Here is a 25251-nt window from a genome sequence, read left to right on the forward strand (position 1 = left end):
AGTTCGTAGAGTGGGAGGCAAGCATCCCGCTTAACGGCGCGTTGCCAAAGCGGGCGAGATCGTCGAGGTCGAAGAGGTACCGTGGAAACATCCCTATTCGCAACGCCTGCTGCACGCGAGCCGGATGTACGGAAGGGCGTAGCCATCCGGCACGCCCTCGCTCTCTCTTGGATCACCGCAAGTGGGCGTCGATAGCGGAAACGATCTCTTCCCAATCATCGGGATGAATTTCGTGGCCGCCACCTTCGAGCCGAACAAGCTTCGCTCCCCGGACAGTTCTTGCCAGCAGTTCGCCGTGTTCAACCGGATAAATCGGATCCGCCGTTCCGTGTATGACAAGCAGGGGCGCGGCCAGTTCTCCCAATTTTCCTTTCAAGGTCTGGCCGCCCTTCAGCATGAAATGATTGGTGGCGCTGACGAAGCTTTTCGCCCGCCTGACGTCCCGTTCGACAAAGGCGCGCGCCCGCCGTTCGTCGTAGGGATGGGCCACACCGGCGATCTCTTGAGTATCCTTGACAAGGAATTCGATGACCTGGGCATCGTCTGTCCAGTCGACGGTCTCGCCCGTCGCTGCATGCGCCATGTAGGCGCCGGTGGTATGCGGTAGAGCACTGGTATCAATGCCCATCGGCGTGGTGGAAATCAGCGTCAGCGTCTTGATGCGTTCGGGATGCGAGAGCGCTGCGATCTGGGCGATCGTGCCGCCCAACGACATTCCGATCAGATTGGCGCCGTCGATACCGTAGCCATCGAGTATTCTGATGGCGTCCTCAGCCATGTCGTCCATTGTATAGGGAGGTTCCCCCGGCTCGTAGATCGTCGAGCGGCCGGTGTCTCGATTGTCGTAGCGAATGACATAAAATTTGCGATCGGCAAGTGTTTGGCAGAACTCGTCCGGCCACCACAGCATTGACGCCATGGCGCCCATGATCAACAGGATCGGCTGATACGCCGGGTTGCCAAATGCCTGCGTGGAGATCTCGACGTCGTCAAATCTGATAATGCGTTCACTCACTTGGGGCGTCCTTTACGTGTACTGGGTGAAGCGGCGAAAACCTTGGGTCCTGGTATCAGCAGGCATCCCCATATTGGGGCTAAGGCAGCGGTGCCGCATCGGGCATTTTCAGTAGGACAGGTCAAAAACACTCGGGAGCAACAGCGGCGGCACTGACACCAAATCCCCTTCCACCCGTGGAAAATTGAACAGCTGCGCGTCGATGGAGATCGCCGGTGTCCGAAATCGGCACATCGCTCCTCGGCCGATGTTCGCCGCACATGGGATGACTACGTCTCCATCTCTGCTAATCTCAAACCGCACGTACCGGAGGATTTTGTGCCGACATCTCATAGACGATCTCTGTTCTCTGGCCGCGCAGCAGAACTCGATGCGATGGAAGCCGCGTTCCGGGATGTCTCCGGCGGGCGGCAACGTTCCTTTCTTCTCGGGGCAGAAGCCGGCGGCGGCAAGAGCCGGCTGGTTGAAGAGTTTGCCGACCGACTGTCCGGCCGTGCCCTGTTCCTGAAAGGCGGCTGCATCGAGCAGCGGGAATCAGCATTGCCCTATGCGCCTGTGACGGCTGTGCTCCATGAACTGGTTCAGCTGCGCGGCGCGCCATCAGCGCGGTCGCTTGTCGGCGCCGAGGGTGCCCGTGAGTTGGCATGGCTTCTTCCCGAATTCGGCGAGACCTCCGAAAGGTATGATGCGGGCATCGCAAGAGCACGGCTGTTCGAAGCGCTGCGAAAATTGTTCGAAGAGCTTGCACGAGAAATGCCGCTCGTCCTGGTCGTCGAGGATATACACTGGGCCGACCAGACCACGTGCGATCTGCTTCGCTTCCTCGCGGCGCGGCTGAGGAAAATTCGGCTGATGCTGATCGTCACCTATCGACCCGAGGAGACCAGCGGCAGCAACGCACTGCGGACGACTATTGCCGACCTCTCCCTTTCCGAGGGTGCCGAGGTGTTGAAGCTTCCCCGCCTCACGCGGGCGGAGGTCGCAGCACAACTCAAAGGGCTGCTCGGGCGCCCGCCAACACCTGCTGTCATCAATGAGGTTCATACGCGGTGCTGCGGGATACCGCTTTTCACCGAGGCCCTCATCGATGCAAGCGGAGGCTTGCGTACGGATTTTCCCGGCTCGCTCATCGACTACCTGCTCAAAGCCGTCAGGGATTTGCCGGCGTCCACGGCCGAGCTGTTGAAGGTGGCGGCGCTCGGCGGCCCGCATATCGCCCATGGGCTTCTTCGCAGCGTGGCGGATAAGTCCGACCTTGAACTGGCAGATTTGCTGCGCCCTGCGATTTCGGCCGGGATCCTGGTGCCCGATGGCGACGGATATGCGTTCCGCCACGCCCTTATCCACAAAGCGGTGCGAGGCGACCTGATTGCCGGCGAGAGGATGGCCATTCATCGCGCCTATGCCGAAGTGCTCGAACGCGGTCCGGTTCCAAGCTACCGGGTTTGGCATGCCGTTGCGCTCGCCCGCCACTGGCACGGTGCCGGCGAAGCCGAACATTGCCTGCGGTGGGCCTGGCAATCGGCTGCAGAAGGCGCCGCGACTTTCGCCTATGCGGACCAGATGGAGATGCTGAAGCTCGTGCTGGCGGCGTGGCCCGACGTCGATAATGCGGCCGACTTGATCGGCGCGGATCCCTGCAGGGTGCTGGAACTGGCTGCCGATGCCGCCTGCTGGGCAGCGGAAGCGGAACAGGGACTGGCTTTTGTCGAACGCGCACTCGCCGAGGTGGATGCCGAGCGCGACGGCACGCAGCTGGCAGCCCTTCTGCTGCAGCGCGCGGTGATGCGTCAGCACACGCTTATCCCAGGCGAAATCGCCGATCTGGAACGAGCGCTCGATCATGCGCTCGATCCCACAAGGCTGCGCGCGGACGGACTGGGGCAGTTTTCCCGGGCGCTGATATTGCGGGGAGAGTTCGATCGCGCCAGGCGCTTAGGCGACGAACTGAAGGATCTGTCGGAGAGGCTCGATGACGAGGAGTACCGTATCGAGGCGCTGATCGTCGCGGCCTCTGTGGACATGGCATCGGACAGTTCCCGCATCGACGCCCATTGGAGCGTGGCCAAGCGCGCCGAGCAAGCCTCCATCGGCCGGGTCGAGGTGCTGGCGGGTGCCTCCCTCCTTCAAGCCCTGTTTGCGACAGGAAAATACGCTGAGGTCATCGAAGTCGGACCGGCGATCTTTGCGCGGACCGTCGAGTTCGGTCAGGCCCGGTATATCGGGGCGATCGTGGGTTCGCCTTTGTGCCGCGCCTTGCTCGCCGTCGGCCGCGTTTCCGAAGCCATTGAGACGTGCGAACGGATGGCGGCATTGGATCCGCTGCCGCTTGGGCTTGTTCATGTTTTCGAATGCCAGGCGGAGATTGCCCTGGTGTTAGGGGATTCGGATCGAATTGCCGCAGCCGCAAGCTCCTTGCGCGCTCTGCCACCGGGTCCTCAGGTTGCGAGCCGCATGGCGGCCAATCTTCTGAGATTCGATATCGAAAGCTGCGCGCTGGCGGGCGATACGGATCAGTCTGCGATACTGATAAGATCCGCTTCGACCCATATCGAGAAGCAAGGAAGCGTCTCATGGCCGCTGCTGGCCTCGGCCATGCGTGTTGCCGTCGATACGAGTCAGAAAGATGCCGCCCGGCAGCTCGCGGACCTTGCCGCTCGGTCGCCGTGCCGCAACATAGTGGAGGAGGCCGAGAGGCTGGGCATTTCGGCCGAGATGTCGCGCACCGCGGGGTCCGACCTCGATGGCTGGGAAGCGCTTGCCCAAAACTGGGCTGATTTGAGCCAGCCCTTTCGGCAGGCCTATGCCCTTATGCAGGCCGGTGGCGCTGCGGTGAATGCCGGCAAGCGCGCCAGGGGTGCGGGTCATTTACGGCAAGGTGCTGATCTTGCCCATTCGATCGGCGCCCGCCTCCTCTGCGATCAGATCGAGACGCTGGCCGCAAAGGCTCGTATTGATCTTCGAGGTGGGACGGACGGCGGTATGCCGAAGGCACCGCTTGGCCTGACGGACCGGGAATTCGAGGTGCTCCGGCTTGTCGCTGCAGGACAAAGCAATCGCGAGATCGCCGACAATCTGTTCATTTCTTCGAAAACGGCGAGCGTTCATGTCTCCAACATCCTGAGCAAACTCTCCGTCCCCAGCCGCGGCGCTGCAGCCGCGATGGCGCACCGGCTGCGGATGGTTGATCCCGCCTAAATGTTAGCTTCCAGGAGATTGCCTGGCTGAACCCTCCTGATTGGCCGCTCTCACGAGGTCGGCATCGCATTCAATTCTTTCGTTGCCTAGGCATTTTGCCTGATGTGCGTGCGCGGCCTTACGCTGAGCATGGTGATACGAAGCGCTGAGCGGCGTTAGTATTCCATCATTCGGAGGTCAAAATGCCCACTTCTTCCGCCACTTTGGCCGGCACGCAACGCACGATCGATTCCTATGAAGATTGTGCGGATGATTATAGTCGCATCGTTGATCCGTTTCCCTCACCCAGCCTGGAGACGGCGTTGCGTCAAGTCGCCGTCGCCGCCGGCAAAGTAGGCCGGATCCTTGAGATTGGCTCCGGCCCCGGATGGGATGCGGATTTCCTTGAGACCCAGGGCGTTTTGGTAAGGCGAACCGATGCCACGCAACGCTTTCTCGAACTGCAGGCGGCGCGCGGCAAGCAGGGCGAGTTCCTCAACGTCATCACCGACGACCTCGGCGGCCCCTATGACGCTGTGATCGCTCTCTGTGTCCTCATCCATGTGCCTCGCGACCAGACCGGCCAAGTCCTTGAAAAGATCGTCGCAGCGCTACGCCCCGGAGGCGTCTTCCTGGTGACGATGCGTGATGGCGACGGGGAGACGAGCGGTGCCTACCATATGACCTACTGGCGCCGGGACGACTTCGCGCTGTGCATCAAGGCCGCCGGCATGGATCTTGAATGGGACGCATACCGCTTGGGTCGTAACAACGAAGCGTGGAACACATTTTACGCACGGAAACCCGGATGACGCGCAGCGATTTCGTGCGCTTCGCGATGCAAAGGCTGCTATCAGGCGTTCCTTATCAAACGATAGGCGTCGGCTGCGCAGGCCGTTTTCATTTCCAGCTCGTGTAATCGGCGGCGACGCAACCGAACGGCGCGCGATCCTGACCAAACCGCTTCTTTAGTTGCTCGCATCCCCACGCGTTTAACGGCGCCGGCATGAGATTGTTGATGTCCATTCCAGGCGATTGGAATTGCGTCGAGGAGGTTGTGACATACCAAAGCCAGAAGCCGACCACACCGACGACCATCAGAAGCAACACACCGAAGAAAAACTGCAGCCGCTTCCATATCGATACCGTTCTTTTGGCTTCTTCAATCAGCACCGGCACACCCTGATCGCTTGCTTGCTTATGCGCTAAGGGTGCAAGAGCCGCGGTGCGCTCGGCATCCGTGAGCTCGACCCGCTGCAGACGATCGTCCAGAAGCACTGGCAGGGCTGTATTGCCGTGCCGGACAGCCAGTCCGATCGCCTTGCCATTGGCTTCACCGACGATCAGCGGTTCCTGTCCGCTCTTCATCCGCGTGTAAGCCGAACGCCCTGTTTTGTCGGCGGCAATCTTGTCATTGTAGGTGATGGAAAGGACGCCGCGTTTTCGGTCGAATGCGCTGATCTCGACCGGGACCGGGATCAGCCTGGCGGGCCGGCGCAATTGCCCCTTGACCCGCCAAATGCGGATACCGAGAAAAATCATCCCCAGGCTCATGGCGCCAAGCAGGACCACAAACAGAGTGAGGGTGATAATCCTGTTCCAGAGCATGTCTAGACCGAGACTCATCGTCGCGAGTTCCGGATGATCGGCGGAAATCACAAGACCGGTTTCATAATCGCCGGTATGGAAATCGACGAACATGACCTCGACCTCGGTGTCGTAGTTTCGTCCACCGTAGCTGTAGACAAGGCGTGCCTCGCAGTCGGTGAAGACTGCCTTGCGTGTCGTGCATTTCCCGTTTTGCACGTCACCATCTTCGAGTACCAAAGGGTTCTGGCTGATCTGGAAATCGCGGATCACGCCCGGTGCTTCCGAGACGAATAGAAAGACAGCCAACGCCAGGATAATGGGCGTTGACCAGAAGTAGGCGTTCGGCGTGGAGATGACGTTGCGCGCCAATGAAAGCGGGCGACTGGGGAGTACAAGCGAAGACAATGGCGTTGGACCCCTCATGTGACAGCGCCGCGCGCCGGTAAAGCTTCAGACAGCAACCGATGACGAGCAGCGGAGTTGGCGTCATTCTGATCGGCTTGCATAATCCCGATCTACAACTTGATGCGAAGGATTCGCAATCCCTTTATGCACGCTTGGGCAGCATTCCTACGTCGATCCTGTTGATACGCACGCGCGCATGACACCACCGTCGCAAGAGGAGTGAGTTGCAAGCCTGAATGCTTCCCATACGGAACCAAATCACCGCCGAGCGATTATATGACGACCCTTCTCCTCGATTTGCTAAGCGTCGTGATGCTGATGTCCCGTGGGCCAAAAATTACTCACATGATCCAGGTCATTGCATGCTCCGTCGCCATTGCGACCGGGTCGGGGGTCATGGCCGGCGGTGCCCATGCCGACGAATCAGCCTTCCTAAAAACACTTGCGGGAAGTTGGAGCGGTAAAGGGACGGTGAAAGTGCGGACAAATGCACCCACTCTCAAAGTCACGTGCCGCTTCAAGTCGGACACAAACACGAATTCCCTCGCACTCAATGGGCGCTGCACCAGCCTCATGATCTTTTCCCGCATCATCAGCGCCAATCTCAAGACGAGCGGTGACAGCTACACCGGCTCCTATGTCGGGGCGGGAACCGGCACCGCGGGTCTTGGCGGCAAGCGCAACGGCGATGCCATAAACCTCGCGATAAAGTGGGCCAAGGAGGTAAATGGCGATCGACGTGCGCAGATGACGATCAAAAAGATCGGTGCGTCGGGCATGCGTCTTACGACCGTCGATACCGACCCCGCCACAGGTCGATCGGTTGTCACGAGCCTGATTGACCTTCAACGAAGCTAGTGCCTTCGTTGCTTTTGAATTGCGTCAACGGCATGAAGGTTGATAGAGAAGCGTCGGCGGTATAGTTTCGCTTTCGCAAATCGACGAATGACACAAGGAATAGTTATCTCATGCCGACAGGTACGGTTAAATTCTTCAATGACGACAAGGGCTTCGGCTTCATTACCCCTGAGGATGGCGGACAAGACGTGTTCGTGCACGTGTCTGCGCTGCAGCGCGGCGGCTCGCTCCGCGAAGGCGACAAGGTCAGCTTTGACGTCGGACAGGATCGCAAGACCGGAAAATCAAAGGCTGAGAACGTCTCAACCCTCTGATCGAAAGTCGAAGATTGCCCAGCCCGCGTTAAGCGGGTTGGGCTCCTCGTCGCAGTCCGCAGGCAAGAATGCCTTAGCGCGATAGGCTGTCACGACGGTAACCAAGCGTTGCGCGTGTCGTTTTGGGGTACCGGGACGGCAAGGCGTTTCACGCATTCACTTCAGGCAATCCCAAGAGTTATTGCCCTGACAGGATACTCTCGGCGGCCTTCTCGGCAATCATGATCACCGGCGAGTTGGTATTGCCCGAGACGATCGTCGGCATGATCGATGCATCGACGACCCGCAGCTTCGCCAGCCCATGCACCTGCAATTGTGAATCGACGACCGCCATCGTGTCGCTGCCCATCTTACAGGTGCCGACCGGATGGAAGATCGTGGTGGCGATATCGCCGACGCGACGAATCAGATCCTCGTCACTTTGGTATTCCGCGCCCGGCAGCATTTCCTGTGGCCGGTACTTGGCGATGGCCCCGGCCTCCATCAGCCGGCGGGCATGCCGAATCGATTTTGTTGCAACGATCCGGTCGCCGACGGTCGAAAGATAATTCGGGCGGATTTCCGGTGCCACGGAAAGGTCCGGGCCGCCAACATGCACGGTGCCTCGGCTTTCCGGCCGCAGATTGCAGACCGAAACGGTGACGGCGGGATATGTGTGCAGCGGCTCGCCCAGCCGGTCGGTGCTCAAGGGCTGCACGTGATATTCGAGATCGGCGGTCGGACCGGACCGGCGCAGCATATATTCAAGCCCCATCCCGGCCCGGGTGAACAGGTTGTGATAGAGCTGGTTCAGCGTCTTTGCGCCCTCGATGCGGAAAATCGTGCGAATCTGTAGGTGGTCCTGCAGGTTTTCGCCGACGCCCGGAAGTTCATGGGTGACATCAAGTCCGGCAGCGGACAACACATCCGGGCGGCCAACCCCGGAAAGCTCCAGGATTTTCGGCGAATTGATCGCACCGGCAGACAGAATGACCTCGCGACCGGCGCGAGCCAGATGAGTTTGCCCGTTGAGCCGGAACCGCACGCCGGTCACCATCCTGCCGTCGAATTCCAGTCGTTCGGTTTCGGCGCTGGTCAGCACACGCAGATTGGCCCGCTTCATCGCCGGGCGCAGAAAGGCCTTGGTGGTGTTCCAGCGCAGGCCGCCGCGCTGATTGACCTCGAAATAGCCTGAGCCCTCATTATCGCCATTGTTGAAATCGTCGGTTTTGGGAACGCCGAGTTCTTCGGCCGCATCGCGAAAGGCATCGAGGATCGGCCAGGAGAGCCGTTGCCTTTCCACCCGCCATTCGCCGCCCGCCCCGTGCATGCACGACTTGCCACGATAGTTGTCCTCGGATTTCAGGAAATGGGGCAGCACGTCGTCCCAGCCCCAACCGGAATTACCCGCCTGCCGCCAGCCGTCGTAATCGGCCGCTTGCCCGCGCATGTAGATCATGCCGTTGATCGACGAGCAGCCGCCCAAGACTTTTCCACGCGGATAGGGCAGCGACCGGCCGTTCAGTCCGGCTTCCGCCGCCGTCGTCATCATCCAATCGGTGCGGGGATTGCCCATGCAGTAGAGATAGCCGATCGGCACATGCACCCAATGATACCGATCGCTGCCGCCGGCTTCGAGCAGCAGGACGCGGGTTTTCGGATCGGTCGACAGCCGGTTGGAACGCATCCCGCCGATCCCGCGCCGACGATGATGTAGTCGTAGCTTCCCGCATCAATGGCGGCATCATTCACACGCATGTTCACGCCGCCACTCCCGCTGCCGCCGGCGCGACTGCCGTCAGACGCCGCCAGAGCGGTGCCATCGCTTCGGCAATATCCTGATAGAGCGCGTAGCGCCGCGCATAATGTGCCTCAAGCGAGATATCCGGACGATAATGCCGCTCGGTCTGGACCATCGCCGCAGCACCAGTGCCGAAGTCCGCGAAGATTCCGACGCCGGTTCCCGCCGCAATCGCCGCCCCCAGCGCACCGGTTTCGCGCGAGCGGGCAACGGTGACGGGAACGCCGAGCACATCGGCAAAGATCTGCGGCCAGATCAGGCTGCGCGAGCCGCCGCCGGACAGCACGGCTTCGTTGAAATCAGCGCCGGCCTTTCGGATCGCCTCGATATGCTGGCGATGGCCGAAGGCGACACCTTCGAGAAGCGCGCGAACCAGATGCCCCTTGGTGTGCCAACCGGCAAGACCGTAGAGGCCGGCGCGTGCGTGGCCGTCCTGCTGGGCGCCGTAGAGATAGGGATGATAGAGCGGGTCGTCTGCGGCGGGCTTGATCACCGCAGCCAGCGCGCAGCAGGCATCGAAAGGGGAAACGCCTTCCGCATGCTCGCCTTCGAAGAACTCCCGCACCAGCCATTCGAGATTGGCAGCCGAGGTGGCGCTGTTCTCCATCGCCATGTAGCGAGTGCGATCGAAGGTCGAGGACATGAACACCGGCCCGTCGAGGTCGGGACCGTCGATGATGACCTGGTTGATGCTCCAGGTGCCGGCAATGATCGAGGCACTGCCGGTGCACGAAACGCCCGAGCCGAGCGCCGAGGCGACTACGTCGAACAGCCCGCCGACCACCGGCGTGCCGGCAGCCAGCCCGGTCTGCGTCGCCACCTCTTCCGTGACCGTGCCGGCAATGTCGGCGCTTTCGATGAGCGGCGGCAAGAGGTCCATGCAATCGCCCAGTCCATAGGCCTCCATCAACGCCCTGTCGTAGCGGCGCGCGGCAAGATCGAGCAAGCCCGCCCCCGACATGTCGGACACCTCGCTGACGCGGCGGCCGGTCAGCCGATTGACGATAAAATCCTTGGAGAAGAACACCGTACCGATGCAGTCGAACAGGTCCGGCCGGCGACGCTTAAGCCAGGCAAGCAATGTCGGCGTCTGGGATGGCCACGGACGCTGGCGGGCAATCGGATAGGTCCGCTCACCAACGCCAGCCTCTCGCCATTCATCGACCAGCCCGGCCGCCCGCGTGTCGAGCGACTGGATGCCGAGCAGCGGAGCGCCGTCGCGATCAAGCGCATAGAGGCCGTTGCCATGTCCGGCGCAACCGATTGCGGCGATTTCCTCCGGCTGGATCTTCGCCTTTTCGATGCAGGCGCGGATGACCTGCCGTGCATTCGTCCAGAGTTCGTCCAGCCCCCGCTCGACATGCCCCGGGCTCGGCATGCGGCTGTGCCCCTCTTCGGAAGCAGCCGCGATTTCGTTGCCATGCCGGTCGAAAATCACCGCCTTGATTACGGTATTTCCGGCGTCGAGCCCCAAAAGATAGTCTCCCATGCAGAACCCCTCCCAAGGTTCGAAATCGCTATTCAGCCTGCTGATAGAGCGCAAAGGCCTGTTCGCCGCTCGCATCCTCGTGGACGATCGCCATCAGCCCGCGCACCACGGCGCTCGGATTGGCGTGCTGATAGATGTTGCGCCCATAAACCATGCCCACAGCACCCTGTCGCATCAAGGCCGCCGATTTGTCGAAAACGGCACGAAGATCTTCCTTGCCGCCGCCGCGGACGAGAACCGGGCACCGGGCTGCCTCCACCACCCTGTGGAAATCCTCGGCATGGGTGGTTGGGTCCGCCTTGACGACATCGGCACCCATCTCACGGGCGAGCCGGGTCAACGTAACGATCTTGTCCGCATCGCCATCGACCATATAACCACCCTTTTCGGTGACCGGCTGCATCACCAGCGGCTCGATCATCAGCGGCATGCCATATTTGTCGCAATCGGCCCGCACGCGCGAAATATTCTCAACGCACTGGCGGAACAGGTCCGGCTCGTCCGGCAGCATGAACAGGTTGACGACGACGCAGGCTGCATCCATTTCGATCGCGCCGATCAATGGCTCGGCCTCGTTCTGCAGTACCGCCCACATGTCGCGGTGGCGAATTCGGTTATAGGGATTGCCCATGTCGATGCGTATGACCAGCGACGGCTTGTCCTTGCCGGGCACGTCCTGCAGCAGGTCCGCCTGGCCGTAATTCATCTGGATCGCATCCGGCCCGGCAGCGACCAAGGCGTTGACGACGGCCTGAATATCCTCCAGCCCGTCGAGGAAGGATGGCTCATTGCAAACGCCGTGATCGATCGCCACGTCGAGGCAGCGGCCGCCGCCGAACAGCCGGTTCATCCGGACTTTGCTGTTGTGTCGCATTCTGTGCTCCTTGGTTCGTTCCTTGCGGAAAGCATGTCTTCGCCGACGCCGTGGCGTTCGTTGAGAAGGGTGAGAAAGCGGTGGCGCTCACTGGCGCGATGGCCCGGCGTCCAGCGCTTTTCCTGCGCCAGCAGGTCGAGGACGGCATCGGTCATGTCGAGCGAAAGCTCGCCCGAAACGGCAAGCGTGGTGCGCCGCAAAAGCAGGTCGTCGAGATGTTCCACCGCCTCATCGCGGATCAGCACCTGCAATTCGCGCACCGAATAGCTTGCGTGCGGCAGGGCTGCATCCGGGCCTGCCGCGATAAAACCGGCAATCGCCTCGGCATCCGTGCCGTACCGGGCAAACAGTTCAGCCATACGCCCGCCGGAAAAGCCTTTGCCGGACGCCACCTGCGAAAGCCAGACGGACGTGTCGGCGGGAAATGCCCGCCCGCCGCCGATTGGCCGATCGGTTGTCGCAGCCCGGCGCCTTCTGCCGAGCCTTTCCAGAGCCATGTCGGCCGCCAATTCCCCAAAAGACCGGAATGTCGTCCACTTGCCGCCGATCATGCAGAGCACCGGCGGCCCGCCCTCGGACGGCTCCAGCACGGTGCAGAAATGATCGCGCGGGATGCGTCCGGTAAAACTGTCAGTACTGGCCGGCAGCGGCCGCACGCCGGAAAACTGAAAAACGATCTGCTCCGGACGGATGGTGATATCAGGCAGCACGAAGGCGAGCGATTGCAGGATGTAATCCCGCTCGTCCGTCTCGCAGCGCACCGTTTCCGGATCATCGACGCGGATGTCGGTGGAGCCGACGAGAACCTTTCCGAGATAGGGAAACAGGATACAGATCCGCCCGTCCTCGTTCTCGTAATAGATCATGTGATCGGCAAGTGCGTCGCGCAGCTCCGCATTGTCGATGATCAGGTGCGAGCCTTTGGTGCCGCCCATCAGTGGTCCCGGCTGTGCTTCCGGCGAAAACAGGGTTTGATTGGCGATGTCGATCCAGCCGCCGGTGGCGTTGATGATCAGCGCCGGTTCGACGGCAACCGACGCGCCGCCTATCTGGTCCTCGACGTGATACTGACCATTTTCGGTCCGCCGCAGTTCAGCATAGTTCAGCGCCATGACACCGGACGTGGCTAAAAGACCATCCTGCAGAAGCTCGATGCCCAGCCGCTCCGGATGGCTGACCCAGGCGTCGAAATAGGTGGCTGAACTCTTGATGGCGGGATTGAGCGCCGGCCACTTGGCAAGCGTCGTGCGCCGGCCGCGAAACTTGTGGCGCGGCATCAGCGCCCGCTTGCGCGTCAGGAAATCATAGATGCTCAGGCCAGCCTTGATGGCGACGGCGCCACGGCGGCTCGGGCGGCGGCTGAGGCCCAGGAAGCGGACGATGCCATTGCCGAGGCCGGAAAAGATGTCGAACACCGGCACCGTCGTCGGCAGCGGCGCGACGTAATGCGGCGCGTTGCGCAACAGCCGGTCGCGCTCGACCAGCGATTCCTGCACCAGCTTGAATTCACCGTTTTCAAGATAGCGAAGCCCGCCATGCACCATGCGGGACAACGCCGAACTGGCACCGGAGCAATAATCGTGCTTTTCGACGAGCAGCACATTCAGCCCCTGCAGCGCCAGCTCCCGAAAGACGCTGATGCCGTTGATGCCGCCGCCGATGATACACACGTCCACCTTCGGGCTCTGGCGAAGCCCGTCCAAGTTCTCTTCACGTTTCATGATGGCGATCCGCTATCTCATATCAGTCAGTTTCGCCGCAATGGCCGCATCGATCGCCGCGCGATCGGCCTCATCCAGCCGGATGGTGCCGGCTCGGGCATTGTCGACGGCCTGTGCCGGATTGCGCGCCCCGCAGAGCGCAAAGGTGACGCCGGGCTGCGCCAGCGTCCAGGCAATCACGGTCTGGGCGATGCTGGCGCCGTGTTTTTCGGCGACCGGCCGGATGGCGTCGGCCAACGCCATTGCCTTCTGGCGGTTGGCGACCGAAAAGCGCGGGTTATCCTTGCGCTGGTCATCGCCTGAGAACACACGGTGCGGACCGATGGTCCCGGACAGCAACCCCAGCGCCAGCGACGAATAGCTCAGTGTCGCTATCCCGTTCACCTTGGTCAGCGGCAGAAGCTCCGCCTCGATCTCGCGGTCGATCATGCTGAACCGCTCCTGGATGGCATCCAGACCACCGGCATCGATATAGGCATTGAGGTCGTCGCGGCTGACATTGCTTGCCCCGATCGCCCGGATCTTGCCCGCGGTGCGCAGATCTTCCATCGCCCGCATCGTTTCTTCGACCGCTGTCGTCGGGTCCTGCCAATGGGTGATGTAGAGGTCGATATAGTCGGTTCCGAGCCGCCTCAGGCTTTCCTCGACCTCGTGCAGGATCGCATCTCGGCCGAGATAACGGTGGACCGGTTTGCCGTCCTGATCGAAGAAATGACGGCCCTTCTGGGTGTGCCAGACAAGGCCGCATTTGGTGGCGATGACGGCCTTGTCGCGGCGACCGGTCAAGGCCCTGCCGACGATTTCCTCGGACCGTCCAAGCCCATAGGCCGGCGCCGTGTCGATCAGGGTCACGCCGGTATCGAGCGATGCCTGGATCGCGGCAATCGATTCTTTCTCGTCAGTCCCGCCCCACATCCAGCCGCCGATCGCCCAGGTGCCCAGCCCAACCGCCGAGGCGGAAACGCCGGATTTGCCGATCTCGCGTGTCAATTGCTGTCCGCTCATGCCCATTTTCCTTCGCCATTCGCCAGTGCCAGCACCTGCGCACCCGTCGCCTCATCGGTCACCAGCGTATCCAGATGATTGCCCCTGAGAACGCTGAGGATCGGGCCTGCCTTGTTCGGCCCGCTCGCCACACCGATCTTGGTGGGGATCGAGGCGAATTCCGCCAGCGTCAACGACACCAGCGAACGGTTGAGGCTGTAGTCGCAGACCCGGCCATGATCATCGAGCAGATGCGCCAGCAATTCGCAGGAGGCGCCGGACCGCTCGATCGCGGCGCGGTCGGTGCTTGTGGAGGGATGCAGGTCGTAATAGCTGGAATCGTCCGACAGGATCGAACCGATGCCGACCACCGCCACCTTCGCCTCGCGCGCCCGTTTGAAAACGTCTGCGACGGAGCGCATGTTGATCAGCATCGCCCGCTGCTCGGCATCGTCGGCAAAGAGCGGTGCGTGGATCTGATAGGAACGTCCTCCAAGCCGGTCGGCCATCAAGGTCGAGACATGGTTGACGTCGGTGTAGTGCTTACCCTGCACGCACCCGGTTGCCGGAATGACTTCGATGTCGAAACGACGCGGCGGCTGCAGACCGGCGACGACGGCGCTCACCCCTTTGCCGCCGGTAATGCAGATCGTATCGCCGTCGACGATCTCTTCCACCAGCAACCGCGCTGCCGCTTCGCCGACAGCTTGCAGCGCCGTCTGCGGATTGTCGGACACTGTCGGCACCACCACCGCACGACCGATGCCGCCAAGCGCCAGCAGCCGTTCTTCCATATCAACCAGCGGCTCGACCGGCGACTTGATCTTGATCTCGACCAGGCCGAGCTGGCGGCCGCGCTTGATCAGGCGGTTGACGGTGGCGTGCGAGATGCCGAGCTGATCGGCAATTTGCGCCTGCGTCAGTCCTTCGAGAAAATGCAGCACCAGAGCCTGGTGCATCTGCCGGGCGATGACGATTTCCTCGCGCGGCGCGTTTGCGGGTCTGAGTTTGGCTATCGGCATATCAGGCAGCCTTCCGCTTGTGCAGGAAATGGTCGATCGAGACGGCGGCAAGCAGAATGCAGCCTTTGATCATGTCTTGCCAATAGACGGACACGTCGAGCAAGATCAACGAGCTTGTGACGACCGACAGCAGGGCAATACCGAGAATTGCCCCGAGGATGGTGCCGGAGCCGCCATTCAGCGATGCACCGCCAATCACCGCGGCGGCGATGATGTTGAGTTCCATGCCGACGCCGAAGGTCGGGGTCGCGGCGCCGAAGCGGGACATGTAGATCACCCCGGCAACACCGGACAGCGTGGCGCAGAGCACCGTCACCCAGAACTTCACCTGGTTGGTCTTGATGCCGGAATAGAGCGCCGCCTTCTCGTTGCTGCCGGTGTAGAACACCTTGCGGAAGGCGGTCGCCCGGCGCAGCAGGAAATCGAACAGCGCGACGACGGCAACGAAGATCAGGATCACATAGGGGACACCGAAGAACGTGCCCTGCCCGACCGCCTTGAACGAGGGCGGCAAGGTGAACAGCGACAGCGGCGTGCCCTTGGTAATGATCAGGCAGATGCCGCGCACGATGACCATGGCCGCAAGCGAGGTGATGAAGTGGTTGAGCCCGACGACCGTGACGAAGAAGCCCATGACACAGCCGATCAGGCCGCTGGCAATGATCCCGATCAGGGATGCGCTCCACGGATCGAGCCCGATCAGGAACAGCGAGCCAGACAGCACCATCGAGAAGCAGACGACCGAGCCGACCGACAGGTCAATGCCGCCGACAATCAACAGGATGGTCATTCCGACGACGACGATCCCTTCCACCGAGAACGACATCAGCATCGCCCGAAAATTGCCGAGCGTCAGAAAATGCGGCGAGGCAATGCTCATGACGATGCAGAGCGCCAGGATGATCGCGATCAGTCCCGCCTCGCGCATTGTCCCCAGCCGTTTCCAGCCGGGCGCGCGTGGCTGATGTGCCGTTGCCAACGTTGCGTCCGCCATGACCTTGTCTCCTGCCCCTGCTTTTTCTCTATGCGGCATGCTCTGATGCCCTTGAACTATCGTGACCGCCGATCCCCGACGCCAACCGCATGATCGCCTCTTCCGTCATCGCCTCGCCCTCGACTTCGCCTGCAACCCTGCCTTCGTGGATGACCAGCACCCGGTCGCACAGGCCGAGAAGCTCCGGCAGTTCCGACGAGATGACGACGATGCCGATGCCGGAGCGTGCGAGATCGCGCAGCAGCCGGTGAATTTCCGATTTGGCGCCGACATCGATGCCGCGGGTCGGCTCGTCCATCAGGATGACCTTGGGGTTAACCGCCAGTTGCTTGGCAATCGCCACCTTCTGCTGGTTTCCGCCCGACAGCGACGACATCGGCATGTCGATGCCACCCATCCGCACGCCGAGCCGGCGGACCAGGTCGCGGGCTCGATCCGCCTCGGCTTTGGAATTCAACAGCCCAAGCGGTCCGGTCAGTGATTTCAGATCGAGAACGGCAATGTTCTGGGCGATGGAAAGATCGAGGAATATGCCGGAGCCTTTCCGGTCTTCCGACAGGTAAACGACGCCTGCCTGCGCGGCCTGCGCATAGGACCGCGTCTGCAGCCGCTGCCCATGCAGTTCAACCTCGCCGGCAATCACCGGCCGCAATCCGCAAATACCTTCGGCGATCTCGGTGCGGCCGGAGCCGATCAACCCGCCGACACCAAGAATTTCGCCCTTGCGCAGTTCGAAGCTCACATCCGTGAAGCGGCTGCCGTCGCCGAGATCGCTGACGCTTAGAATGATCTCGTCGGTCCGCTCCGCCGGCGCCTGCTTTTCCGGATAGAGTTGGGTGATCTCGCGTCCAACCATGCGACGCACCACATCATCCGGCGTCAAATCCACCACCTTCTCCGTCGAGACATAGCGGCCATCGCGGAACACGGTGACCCGGTCGCACAGGCTGAAGATTTCGGCCATGCGGTGGCTGATATAGATGATCGAAATACCTTGCGCCCTGAGGTCGCGGATGATCCCGAACAGGATCTGCGTCTCCGATTCCGTCAGCGCTGCCGTCGGTTCGTCGAAGATCAGCACCCGGCATTCGAGCGTCAGTGCCTTGGCGATCTCGACAAGCTGCTGGCTGGAAATCGACAGGTCGCCGACTTTACGGCGGACGTCGATCGGCGCCAGCCGGTTCATCACGACCTGCGCATCCCGCGCCAGCTTGCCATAATTCATGAAAGGCGAGCGGCGGCGGTTGGTAGCGGCCATGAACATGTTCTCGGCCACCGTCGCATCGGGGCAGAGCGCGATTTCCTGATGCACGAGGCCAAGCCCGAGCGATTGCGCCACGGTCGGCGACGTCACTTTTACCGGCGCGCCGTCGACAAGAACGTACCCCTCGGTCGGCTGCAGCACGCCGGCAATGATGTTCATCAGCGTCGACTTGCCCGCGCCGTTTTCGCCGCAAAGCGCATGAACCTCGCCTTTTTCCAGGCTGAAACTCACCTCCGTCAACGCCTTCACCGCACCGAAGTGCTTGCTGACATTGCGGATTTCCAGAACCGGCACGGACGCCATCATCGTCTCCTCTTCACGCTCGCGATGGCTGTCCGGGGATTCATGCCTCGGACAGCCGGCACCTACTGCGCCGCGCGTCGTTTCAGACGCGCAAAGGTCGCTGTAACGCTTTGGTCCGCTGCATAATTTGTCCTTAAGTCGATTCCGATTTCAGGAATTATGCAGTGGGCTTACTCATCGATGCCTTTGGTGCCCCGCCGTTTGAGGTACTTATCCCAGTAGAAGTCGTCGGCATTATCGGCCGTGACGATCGACAGGCCGTTGTCGACGAATGGAATACTCATCGGGTTGAAGCTGGCGCGCTTGGCGTCGTTCATCGGGTCGATGAGTTCCGGATGTTTGGCCAGCCACAGGAGCATGAAGCCCATGTAACCCTGCATGCCTTGGTTCGGGTTGATCGAGCCGAACACTTCGCCCGCCTTGATCATGTCGAGGATGTTGGCGTTGACGTCGGCGCACATCACCAGGATTTTGCCGCCGCTTTCCTTGTTGGCCTGCGAAGCGCCGATCGCCGAATTCGCTTCCGGCATGAAGACGGCGCCGAGGTTCGGATGTGCCTGCACCAGGCTCATCAGGCCCTGATAGGCCTTGTTCGGGTCCTGGTTGGAGGCAGCGCGGCCGACCAGCTTCATATCCGGATATTTTTCCTCCATACGGGCGATGAAGGCGGCAATACGCTTGTCGTGGTTGTCCTGGCCCGGATTTTCGAGAACGGCATATTCGCCCTTGCCACCCATCTTTTCGGCAATCGCGTCGGCCGCATAGGTGCCCTCACGGGTATTATCCGATGTGATGAACGAAATGCGCTTGGAGAGCGGCGCATCGGCCGCGAAGGTAACGACCGCCGTGCCCTGATCGATAGCCCGGTTGATCGGCTCGATAAACGGGTCGGAGTTCATCGGATGAACGAGGATACCGGCCGGGTTCTGGGCCAGCGCCTGGTCGAAGGTGGCAATCTGCTTGTTGACGTCATATTCCGGCGTGCCGGTATAAGCCGTCTCGCAACCGAGCTGCTGACCGGCTTGCTTGAACATCTCATAGACCGGAAACCAATATTCGACGCCCGAGACCATCACATTCATGACGTATTTTTCGCCCGGCTTGCAGCGGAACGGATTTTCCGTGTCTGCGCTGGCCACGCCAGCCAATAGTGTCGATGCGAGGACCGCCAATGCGGTCGTGCTTAGAAATCTGCGCAAGTTTCCTCCTCGAGGCCGAGGCCCCTCCCAAATATCCGGCGGCACCTGAGCGGCTGCCGATGATCCATTGAAGACCGGAGTTCCTCCTCGAAGTCCGGTATGGGCAGGTAATCCCAACGATAGAGAGCTGTCAATAAAATTCACGCGCTGAAATATATTTCACATGAAATCACTGAAGGTCCGACTGTGTGCCCAATCGCTTTTCCTCGACGCAAAGAACGGCTAGCGGTGAAGGACGCCGGCTTCCTCAGCCGCAACTTTGAATGCCAATGCGGCAGCGGATGGATCTGCCCGCCCGTCAACGGCGTCCGTGCAGATCCTCTTCGCGACGGCGAAGGAGGCTGCTTTCTCACGCGGCCAACAGGTCATGAGATATGCGAGCGCGTCCCGGCTGCTGCGGATACTCTTAAGGTGGTCGCCATCCCCAATGATGACCTCAACGGGTTGGTCCCAAAAATCGCGGCGCATCGACATCTCTTCAGCTCCTTCAGCTATCGGCTGAACGTCATCTGCGCGGGCTCGTTCCAGCATAGGGCTTTAGTCCTATGAAGAGCCATCGACCGGACCAACACGCTACGGAACAATTCCATCGGCTAACGATCTGATTGGTACACGCTGCGCGTCGCGGGCGGTTCTCGTCCACTGGATTGTGATCCTCCTTGGCTATACAGCAAGGGAGGTATTCCGAGCCCATCCCATTAAGGTGCAATTCGTCTATGACAAAAAAAGTTTATCTGGCCGGTCCGGAGGTCTTCCTTCCAAACGCCCGTGAAATGCTCGACCGGAAGGCAGCGCTTGCGCGCGAGGCGGGACTTTTCCCACTCTCGCCCGGTGATCTGGAAATCCCGCACACGAACTCGAAGCGCGAGCGCGCAGCGGCAATAAACGCGGTGGACGAAAAGATGATGATGGAGGCTGACGCCATCATCGCCAATCTGACGCCCTTTCGTGGCATTGCCGCCGATACCGGGACGGCCTTCGAACTCGGATTCATGTGCGCAAGTGGTAAGCCGGTATTCGCCTACACGAATGTGGCCCGAGATCACAGCGGACGGGTGAGCGATCTTTACGGCGGGGCCCTCGCCTATGATGCCGACGGTCGACTGCGAGACCCGAACGGGATTGCCGTCGAGGATTTCGGCCTGGCCGACAATCTCATGCTGCACGCCGGGATCGAGCGGCGCGGTGGCGTCCTCATCGTCGGAGACGCGCCTCGGGATGCGCTCTATACCGACCTCGCCGCATTCAAGACGTGTCTCGCCATCGCCGTTGAAAAGCTGCGCTAAAATGCTTGGTTCAGGCGTTCGAGGTCGAGGATAAATCGCCCGAATTCGTTTATCTTCCGCGCAAAGCTATGAATTTGGTTCCCGTTCAAGCGCTGGCCTACCCGAGGATCTGATGCGGCAGCGTTAATCCGAAGGCTTCACGCGCCATCAGGCAGGCATCATCTCCAGGAACGCATTCGCGACAAACGACAGGCCGAATATCGTAAACGAGGCACGATGTCTCAAAACCGACCCGACCTGCCAACGCAGAGCAACGCGACCCGCTACAACGCATTCCCGTCTCATCTGCCGCAACGAAGCGCGGTGGCAGCAAATCGAGAGCAGCATCACTTTCCGTAGAAAATCTTGGCCAATCCGATGAAAAAGAGCAACACGCGCCGCAGCTTTGGCAATCTATATCGCTTAGTGAGTTCATACCCAACTCCTACCACGACACCCGCCCTTAACGCAAAGTGCTTGAAACAGAACTCGAAAGGGATATCGGACGACGCGCTCGCTTGCGGCTGAAGGCGATGGCCGCCGCAATCGCGACGGCCATCAAGCACTCGACTTAGCGTAGCGAACGGAACGCCGCCCGAACTTCGTTCGTGAAGATCGCGGGCTGTTCCCAAGCGGCGAAATGTCCGCCGTTATCAACCTCGTTGAAATAGATCAGGTTGCCGTAGGCTCGCTCTGTCCACGACCTCGGGGCTTGATAAATTTCCCCTGGGAAGACGCTGACCGCCACCGGCAACGTCGGGATCTTGTCGAGGGCATTGAAGTTGTTGGTATGGTCTTCCCAATAGATTTGGGCAGCCGAGGCACCGGTCTCCGTGAACCAGTAGAGCGAAATGTCGTCGAGCATCTCGTCGCGCGTCAGGACCTTTTCCGGCTGCTTGTCGCTAAATGTCCATTCAGCAAACTTGTCGTACATCCAAGCGGCCATTCCGACCGGTGAATCTACCAACGAATAGCCGATGGTCTGCGGACGGGTGACCATCATTTGCGCGTAGGCAGCGCTATCTCGGTAGAAGATCGCCAGCTTATCGAAACAAGCTCGCTCCTCCTCGTTGAACTCTTCGGGTGCGGCAGCGCCTGCAGCGAGGAGAGGTACGATTTCGCGCGGGACGATTGCAGGCATGGTGAGATGAATGCCCAGCAAACCGGGAACGTTCTGATGCGCCATGCGCTGCGAGATGACCGAGCCGCAATCGCCACCCTGGGAGACGTATTTTTGGTATCCGAGCCGGTCCATGAGCGTGCTCCATGCGCGACCGATGTGGTCGGAACCCCATCCCCGCACGTCCGGTTTACCGGAAAAACCGAAGCCCGGAATCGAGGGAACGACCAGATGGAAGGCATCCTCGGCCCTCCCGCCGTGAGCTGTCGGGTTTGTCAGCGGATCGATGACCTTGAGCATTTCAAGGATCGAACCCGGCCAGCCATGGGTCATGATCAACGGCAGCGCGTTCTCGTGCCTGGAGCGGACGTGGATGAAATGGATGTCGAGCCCATCGATTTCGGTAATGAACATCGGAATGGCATTGAGCTTTTCCTCGACCTTCCGCCAGTCGTAACCGTCCTGCCAATAGTTCACGAGGGCGCGAAAACGGTCGAGCTGGACGCCCTGGGAGTCGTCACCGACGGTTTCCTTGGCGGGCCATCGCGCTGAGGCAAGGCGCTGCTTCAACTCTTGGAGAGCGCTGTCGGGAACGCTTACCTTGAAAGGTCGAATCTCGTGGGCTGCGCCAGTGGAAGCAAATGACATCGCAGGCTTTAATATCGTTGCAGTGCCGGCGATGGCGGCGGCCGCCAGAAAATTGCGGCGGTTAATATCAGGAGGGAGGGACGTCAAAGGGAAACTCCGTTTTAGGGTTGAATTTTCGCCCCAAGACGGTGCCTTTTTCATGTATCCGAGATATGTCCGAGGTCACGCCGATTTGTATCCGCAGATGTCCGGCATAGCGGCGAGGACGCCCCGCTAGGGAACGTGACGGGAGCACCGCGGCCCCAGCGATGGCGGCGATCAATCAAATTGCGGGTGAAACTAACCGTTGACATCGGCGGTGTTAAAGCTGAAGCCGACCTCGGCCGCGCCTGAGCGGCCCCTCTTGCAAGGACGCCATATGAAGACCAAGACGGCCGCAGCCAATGCCGGAAACCTGATCATGACCGGCGTCGTGCTGATGCTGCTCGGCGATCTGCTCTTTGCACTGAACGATGCGATGGGCAAGTGGCTGGTCGCAAGCTTTGCCGTCGGCCAAGTGCTGGTTATCCGCTCCGTCGGCGCTTTCGTCGTGCTCGGGCCGATGATCGCGCGACAAGGGCCGATGGCCCTGTTTCGCGTCGAACAGAAGGGCCTCCAGTTCATCCGGGTCGCCATGGCGACCGCCGATGTTGCCCTGTTCTACGCCGCCGTCGCCTATCTGCCGCTCGCAGATGTCATGACCTTCTATATGGCCGGGCCGATCTACATTGCGGCGCTCTCGCATTTCTTTCTCGGAGAGAAGATCGGCTGGCGCCGTTGGCTTGCCGTTCTGCTTGGCTTTGCAGGTGTCGTCATTGCACTGCGTCCATCGACGGCGATGCTGTCGCTTCCGTCGCTCTTCGGTCTTGTTGGCAGTTTTGCCTTTGCGCTGTCGCTGGTGATGAGCCGCTATCTACGTTCGACCAGCGATACGACGCTCGTGACATGGCAGACGATCGCCGCCCTGGCGACCGGCATCGTGTTGAGCATCGGCCATTGGCAGCCGGCAACACTCGTCGATTGGGCCGGCATGCTATTGCTCGGGATCGTCGCCTCCTGCGCGCACCTGCTGATCACACGCTCGCTGAAGCTCGCGCCGGCATCGCTGTTGGCGCCGCTGCAGTATACGCTGCTGCTCTGGGCGATCATTCTGGGCTATTTCTTCTTCAATGATATTCCCGATGCACAGATCGTCATCGGCGCCGCAATCATCGTCTTTGCCGGGCTCTTCATCTTCCACCGGAAGAACCTGAAAGAGACGGTTCCGGTCGAAGCCGTCCCGCCCGACGGCCATTGAGGGTATAGCGCCGCTTATCTTCAGCTTTGCATAGGACGCTGCTGTAACCCCTGGAATTCCTGCATACTTCCATCCTTAAACCTTGCGGGAATAGATCAAAAGGATGGAGGCTTAGTCACGTAGGCTTTCCACGGAACAATTTGGACGCCTGCACGCTACTCCCGAGCATTCAAACCCGGGAGATCGCAATGGCGTCCATGACCCTCGAAGACCTATCCTCACAACTGAAGAAGATCGATTTCTGCATGCTGTCGACGAACGCCGGGTCGGGCTGCATCTCGGCCCGACCGATGAGCAATAATGGCGACGTCGAATATGACGGGGATTCCTGGTTCTTTTCGTATGAGGACAGCAGGAAAATCACGGAGATCGAAGGCATCGACATCGTCTCGCTGACGTTCACGGCACCTCCCAGCCTCCTCGGCAAACCGGGGATTTTCATCGCTGTCGAGGGCTTCGCCTCGCTGGTGCGGGACAAGGCGGCGTTCGAAGAACATTGGGTGCCCGATCTCCAGCGGTGGTTTCCTGAAGGTGTGGACACTCCCGGGATCGTTCTTATCAAAGTTTCGGCGTCCTCCATCCGGTACTGGGATGGTGAGGAAAACGGCGAGGTCACCCTACCCGGCTCAGCGAGTTAAGACAGTGGCACAAAGGGGTGCCCTACTCTGCGGGCGGCTCCTCACAGCCGAAGACGCTCCGGCCGCCGAAATCGGCGGACTGGCGGAATTCGCCGGCGATAATTTCCTTGAGGTCTGGACCGGTGACGTAGCGTTCCATCTGCCTGGATTGGTCATCGAGGCGCTTCAGCGCCTGCAGTTCCTCCTCCCGTCCGAGCCTGCCTTTCTGTACCGCCGATTTCATCACGCCGATCGTCTCGTCATAGACTTTGAGCGGCACTGGGAAGGGATGGCGGTCCTTGCCGCCATGGGCGATCGAGAAGCGCGCCGGATCGGAAAAACGGCAAGGCGCGCCGTGGACGACTTCGGCCACCAGGGCCAACGCATTCACGGTGCGGGCACCGACACCTGGAACCAGCAGCAGCTCTTCGAAATCCGCCGGTCCACGGTCGGCTGCGGCGGCCAGATTTCCGTGCAGGCGCCTCATGATGATGTCACTTTCGCGAACGTCGTGATGGGTCGGCATGATCAGGTGCGGCAGCATCGGTTGTTCGGCAGGCTCGGGCGCCGGGTGCTCAACACGCAGCAGCGCGGCGGCCTCGCGAACGATCCGGTCGGGACCGAGCGTCGCCAGCAGATCGAGTTGGCCACGCCGAGAACGCTCGGCGCGCCTGTCGGCCAGATTGACGATCTCGCCCTGGCTCCTGCCCTCGATGGCCGCATGCGGCGAGTCGACGAAGCTCTCCAGCCCTTCCGACAGCCAGTGATAGCGCCGGGCCTGCCGCTTGTCGCCATTCATGCCTTGCTGCACGACCACCCAATGGCCGTCATCGGCGACGATGAAGCCGTGCAGATAAAGATCGAACCCGTCCTGAAGGGCGGCGCTGTCGACCTTGGCAATGAGACGGCTCGTCGTCGCCAGCCCCTCCCCATCGAGACCGACCCGTTCGCCGATCGACAGCAGCTCCTGCGGGGTCTTGCGCGACTGCGCGCCGCGGCCGCCACAGACATGCAGGCCGAGTTCGCCGGCGCGCGGCTTCAGTCCGCGTTTCAAGGCGCCGAGAACGCTGGTGGTGATGCCGGAGGAATGCCAGTCCATGCCCATGACCGCGCCGAAGGACTGGAACCAGAAGGGATGCGCAAGCCTGCGCAGGAATTCGTCGCGGCCATAGTGATGAACGATCGCCTCGGTGATCAGCGTACCGAGTCGCGTCATCCGGTCGCCCAGCCAATGTGGCACACGTCCCCCGTGAAGCGGAAGATCGGCACTGCCTGCTCGTTGTGACATCGCGTTTCCTTAGGCTTTCTATCGCCGGACGAAGTCAGCCCGGCCGCC

Annotated in this window: 21 protein-coding genes and 2 pseudogenes; 8 read left to right on the forward strand and 15 right to left on the reverse strand. The window is 60.9% G+C overall.

Features of this window, described 5'->3' with window-relative positions; all coding sequences use genetic code 11:
* Nucleotides 1-40: 40 nt before the first annotated feature.
* Nucleotides 41-142: pseudogene (locus HJB89_RS33705) on the forward strand (ABC transporter ATP-binding protein); the annotation flags it as partial.
* A 30-nt stretch (nt 143-172) separates the two neighbouring features.
* Here HJB89_RS33705 and HJB89_RS06605 read toward each other — a convergent pair.
* On the reverse strand, nt 173-1015 hold the full coding sequence (locus tag HJB89_RS06605) for an alpha/beta fold hydrolase (RefSeq protein WP_221149311.1): 843 nt from the start codon (nt 1013-1015) through the stop codon (nt 173-175).
* Between the two features lie 318 nt (nt 1016-1333).
* Here HJB89_RS06605 and HJB89_RS06610 point away from each other — a divergent pair, with 318 nt between their 5' ends.
* Both HJB89_RS06610 and HJB89_RS06615 read left to right on the forward strand, forming a co-directional pair.
* Nucleotides 1334-4213 carry an AAA family ATPase gene (locus tag HJB89_RS06610; RefSeq protein ID WP_221149313.1) on the forward strand — a complete coding sequence of 960 codons (2880 nt, stop codon included), beginning with the start codon at nt 1334-1336 and terminating at the stop codon, nt 4211-4213.
* 182 nt (nt 4214-4395) lie between these two features.
* Complete coding sequence (locus HJB89_RS06615; protein ID WP_207584747.1) at nt 4396-5004, forward strand: class I SAM-dependent methyltransferase; 609 nt, start codon at nt 4396-4398, stop codon at nt 5002-5004.
* Nucleotides 5005-5092: 88 nt separating this feature from the next.
* On the opposite strand, the gene HJB89_RS06620 is transcribed toward HJB89_RS06615, so the two are convergent.
* Nucleotides 5093-6205: a hypothetical protein gene (locus tag HJB89_RS06620; protein ID WP_207584746.1), complete on the reverse strand. Its 1113-nt coding sequence runs from the start codon at nt 6203-6205 to the stop codon at nt 5093-5095.
* 327 nt (nt 6206-6532) lie between these two features.
* On the opposite strand from HJB89_RS06620, the gene HJB89_RS06625 reads away from it, so the two are divergent.
* Nucleotides 6533-7045 (forward strand): hypothetical protein, encoded by a 513-nt coding sequence (locus HJB89_RS06625; protein ID WP_207585200.1) that lies wholly within the window; start codon nt 6533-6535, stop codon nt 7043-7045.
* A 110-nt stretch (nt 7046-7155) separates the two neighbouring features.
* Nucleotides 7156-7359 (forward strand): cold-shock protein, encoded by a 204-nt coding sequence (locus HJB89_RS06630; RefSeq protein WP_003572688.1) that lies wholly within the window; start codon nt 7156-7158, stop codon nt 7357-7359.
* 178 nt (nt 7360-7537) lie between these two features.
* On the opposite strand, the pseudogene HJB89_RS06635 reads toward HJB89_RS06630, so the two are convergent.
* From HJB89_RS06635 to HJB89_RS06680, 10 genes and pseudogenes are all read right to left on the reverse strand, one after another.
* Nucleotides 7538-9096 (reverse strand): annotated as a pseudogene (locus HJB89_RS06635) (GMC family oxidoreductase).
* A gap of 2 nt (nt 9097-9098) precedes the next feature.
* Nucleotides 9099-10628, reverse strand: a complete 1530-nt coding sequence (locus HJB89_RS06640) for an FGGY-family carbohydrate kinase (RefSeq protein ID WP_221149315.1) — start codon at nt 10626-10628, stop codon at nt 9099-9101.
* Nucleotides 10629-10656: 28 nt separating this feature from the next.
* Nucleotides 10657-11502, reverse strand: coding sequence for a class I fructose-bisphosphate aldolase (locus HJB89_RS06645; RefSeq protein ID WP_259671976.1), 846 nt, complete (start codon nt 11500-11502; stop codon nt 10657-10659).
* Nucleotides 11475-13223 carry a glycerol-3-phosphate dehydrogenase/oxidase gene (locus tag HJB89_RS06650; protein ID WP_221149317.1) on the reverse strand — a complete coding sequence of 583 codons (1749 nt, stop codon included), beginning with the start codon at nt 13221-13223 and terminating at the stop codon, nt 11475-11477. Before HJB89_RS06650 ends, HJB89_RS06645 begins: the two co-directional genes overlap by 28 nt.
* 12 nt (nt 13224-13235) lie before the next feature.
* A complete protein-coding gene (locus HJB89_RS06655) occupies nt 13236-14228 on the reverse strand; it encodes an aldo/keto reductase (protein ID WP_221149319.1) in 993 nt (330 codons plus the stop codon).
* Nucleotides 14225-15229 carry a sugar-binding transcriptional regulator gene (locus HJB89_RS06660; RefSeq protein WP_221149322.1) on the reverse strand — a complete coding sequence of 335 codons (1005 nt, stop codon included), beginning with the start codon at nt 15227-15229 and terminating at the stop codon, nt 14225-14227. Before HJB89_RS06660 ends, HJB89_RS06655 begins: the two co-directional genes overlap by 4 nt.
* Nucleotide 15230: 1 nt before the next feature.
* A complete protein-coding gene (locus HJB89_RS06665; RefSeq protein ID WP_221149327.1) occupies nt 15231-16223 on the reverse strand; it encodes an ABC transporter permease in 993 nt (330 codons plus the stop codon).
* A 28-nt stretch (nt 16224-16251) separates the two neighbouring features.
* On the reverse strand, nt 16252-17790 hold the full coding sequence (locus HJB89_RS06670) for a sugar ABC transporter ATP-binding protein (RefSeq protein WP_221132568.1): 1539 nt from the start codon (nt 17788-17790) through the stop codon (nt 16252-16254).
* Nucleotides 17791-17960: 170 nt separating this feature from the next.
* Entirely contained in the window at nt 17961-18989 is a 1029-nt protein-coding gene (locus tag HJB89_RS06675) for a substrate-binding domain-containing protein (RefSeq protein WP_221115067.1), read from the reverse strand.
* 222 nt (nt 18990-19211) lie between these two features.
* Nucleotides 19212-19520 carry a DUF982 domain-containing protein gene (locus HJB89_RS06680; protein ID WP_311044368.1) on the reverse strand — a complete coding sequence of 103 codons (309 nt, stop codon included), beginning with the start codon at nt 19518-19520 and terminating at the stop codon, nt 19212-19214.
* A gap of 185 nt (nt 19521-19705) precedes the next feature.
* Between HJB89_RS06680 and HJB89_RS06685 the strand changes: the two genes are divergently transcribed.
* The gene (locus tag HJB89_RS06685) at nt 19706-20275 is read left to right on the forward strand and encodes a nucleoside 2-deoxyribosyltransferase (RefSeq protein ID WP_207584738.1); all 570 of its coding nucleotides are present in this window, start codon (nt 19706-19708) and stop codon (nt 20273-20275) included.
* Nucleotides 20276-20372: 97 nt separating this feature from the next.
* On the opposite strand, the gene HJB89_RS06690 is transcribed toward HJB89_RS06685, so the two are convergent.
* Nucleotides 20373-20690, reverse strand: a complete 318-nt coding sequence (locus HJB89_RS06690; RefSeq protein WP_207584737.1) for a YkgJ family cysteine cluster protein — start codon at nt 20688-20690, stop codon at nt 20373-20375.
* Between the two features lie 135 nt (nt 20691-20825).
* Nucleotides 20826-22163 carry an epoxide hydrolase family protein gene (locus HJB89_RS06695; RefSeq protein WP_259669445.1) on the reverse strand — a complete coding sequence of 446 codons (1338 nt, stop codon included), beginning with the start codon at nt 22161-22163 and terminating at the stop codon, nt 20826-20828.
* Between the two features lie 217 nt (nt 22164-22380).
* Between HJB89_RS06695 and HJB89_RS06700 the strand changes: the two genes are divergently transcribed.
* Entirely contained in the window at nt 22381-23298 is a 918-nt protein-coding gene (locus HJB89_RS06700; protein ID WP_207584735.1) for a DMT family transporter, read from the forward strand.
* 188 nt (nt 23299-23486) lie between these two features.
* The gene (locus HJB89_RS06705; RefSeq protein WP_221115070.1) at nt 23487-23936 is read left to right on the forward strand and encodes a pyridoxamine 5'-phosphate oxidase family protein; all 450 of its coding nucleotides are present in this window, start codon (nt 23487-23489) and stop codon (nt 23934-23936) included.
* A 22-nt stretch (nt 23937-23958) separates the two neighbouring features.
* Here the strand turns inward: HJB89_RS06705 and HJB89_RS06710 are convergent, their stop codons facing one another.
* A complete protein-coding gene (locus tag HJB89_RS06710) occupies nt 23959-25203 on the reverse strand; it encodes a DUF763 domain-containing protein (RefSeq protein WP_221115071.1) in 1245 nt (414 codons plus the stop codon).
* Nucleotides 25204-25251 lie beyond the last annotated feature (48 nt).

Origin of the sequence: Rhizobium sp. NZLR8 (genome assembly GCF_019685025.1) — a bacterium.
GTDB lineage: Bacteria > Pseudomonadota > Alphaproteobacteria > Rhizobiales > Rhizobiaceae > Rhizobium.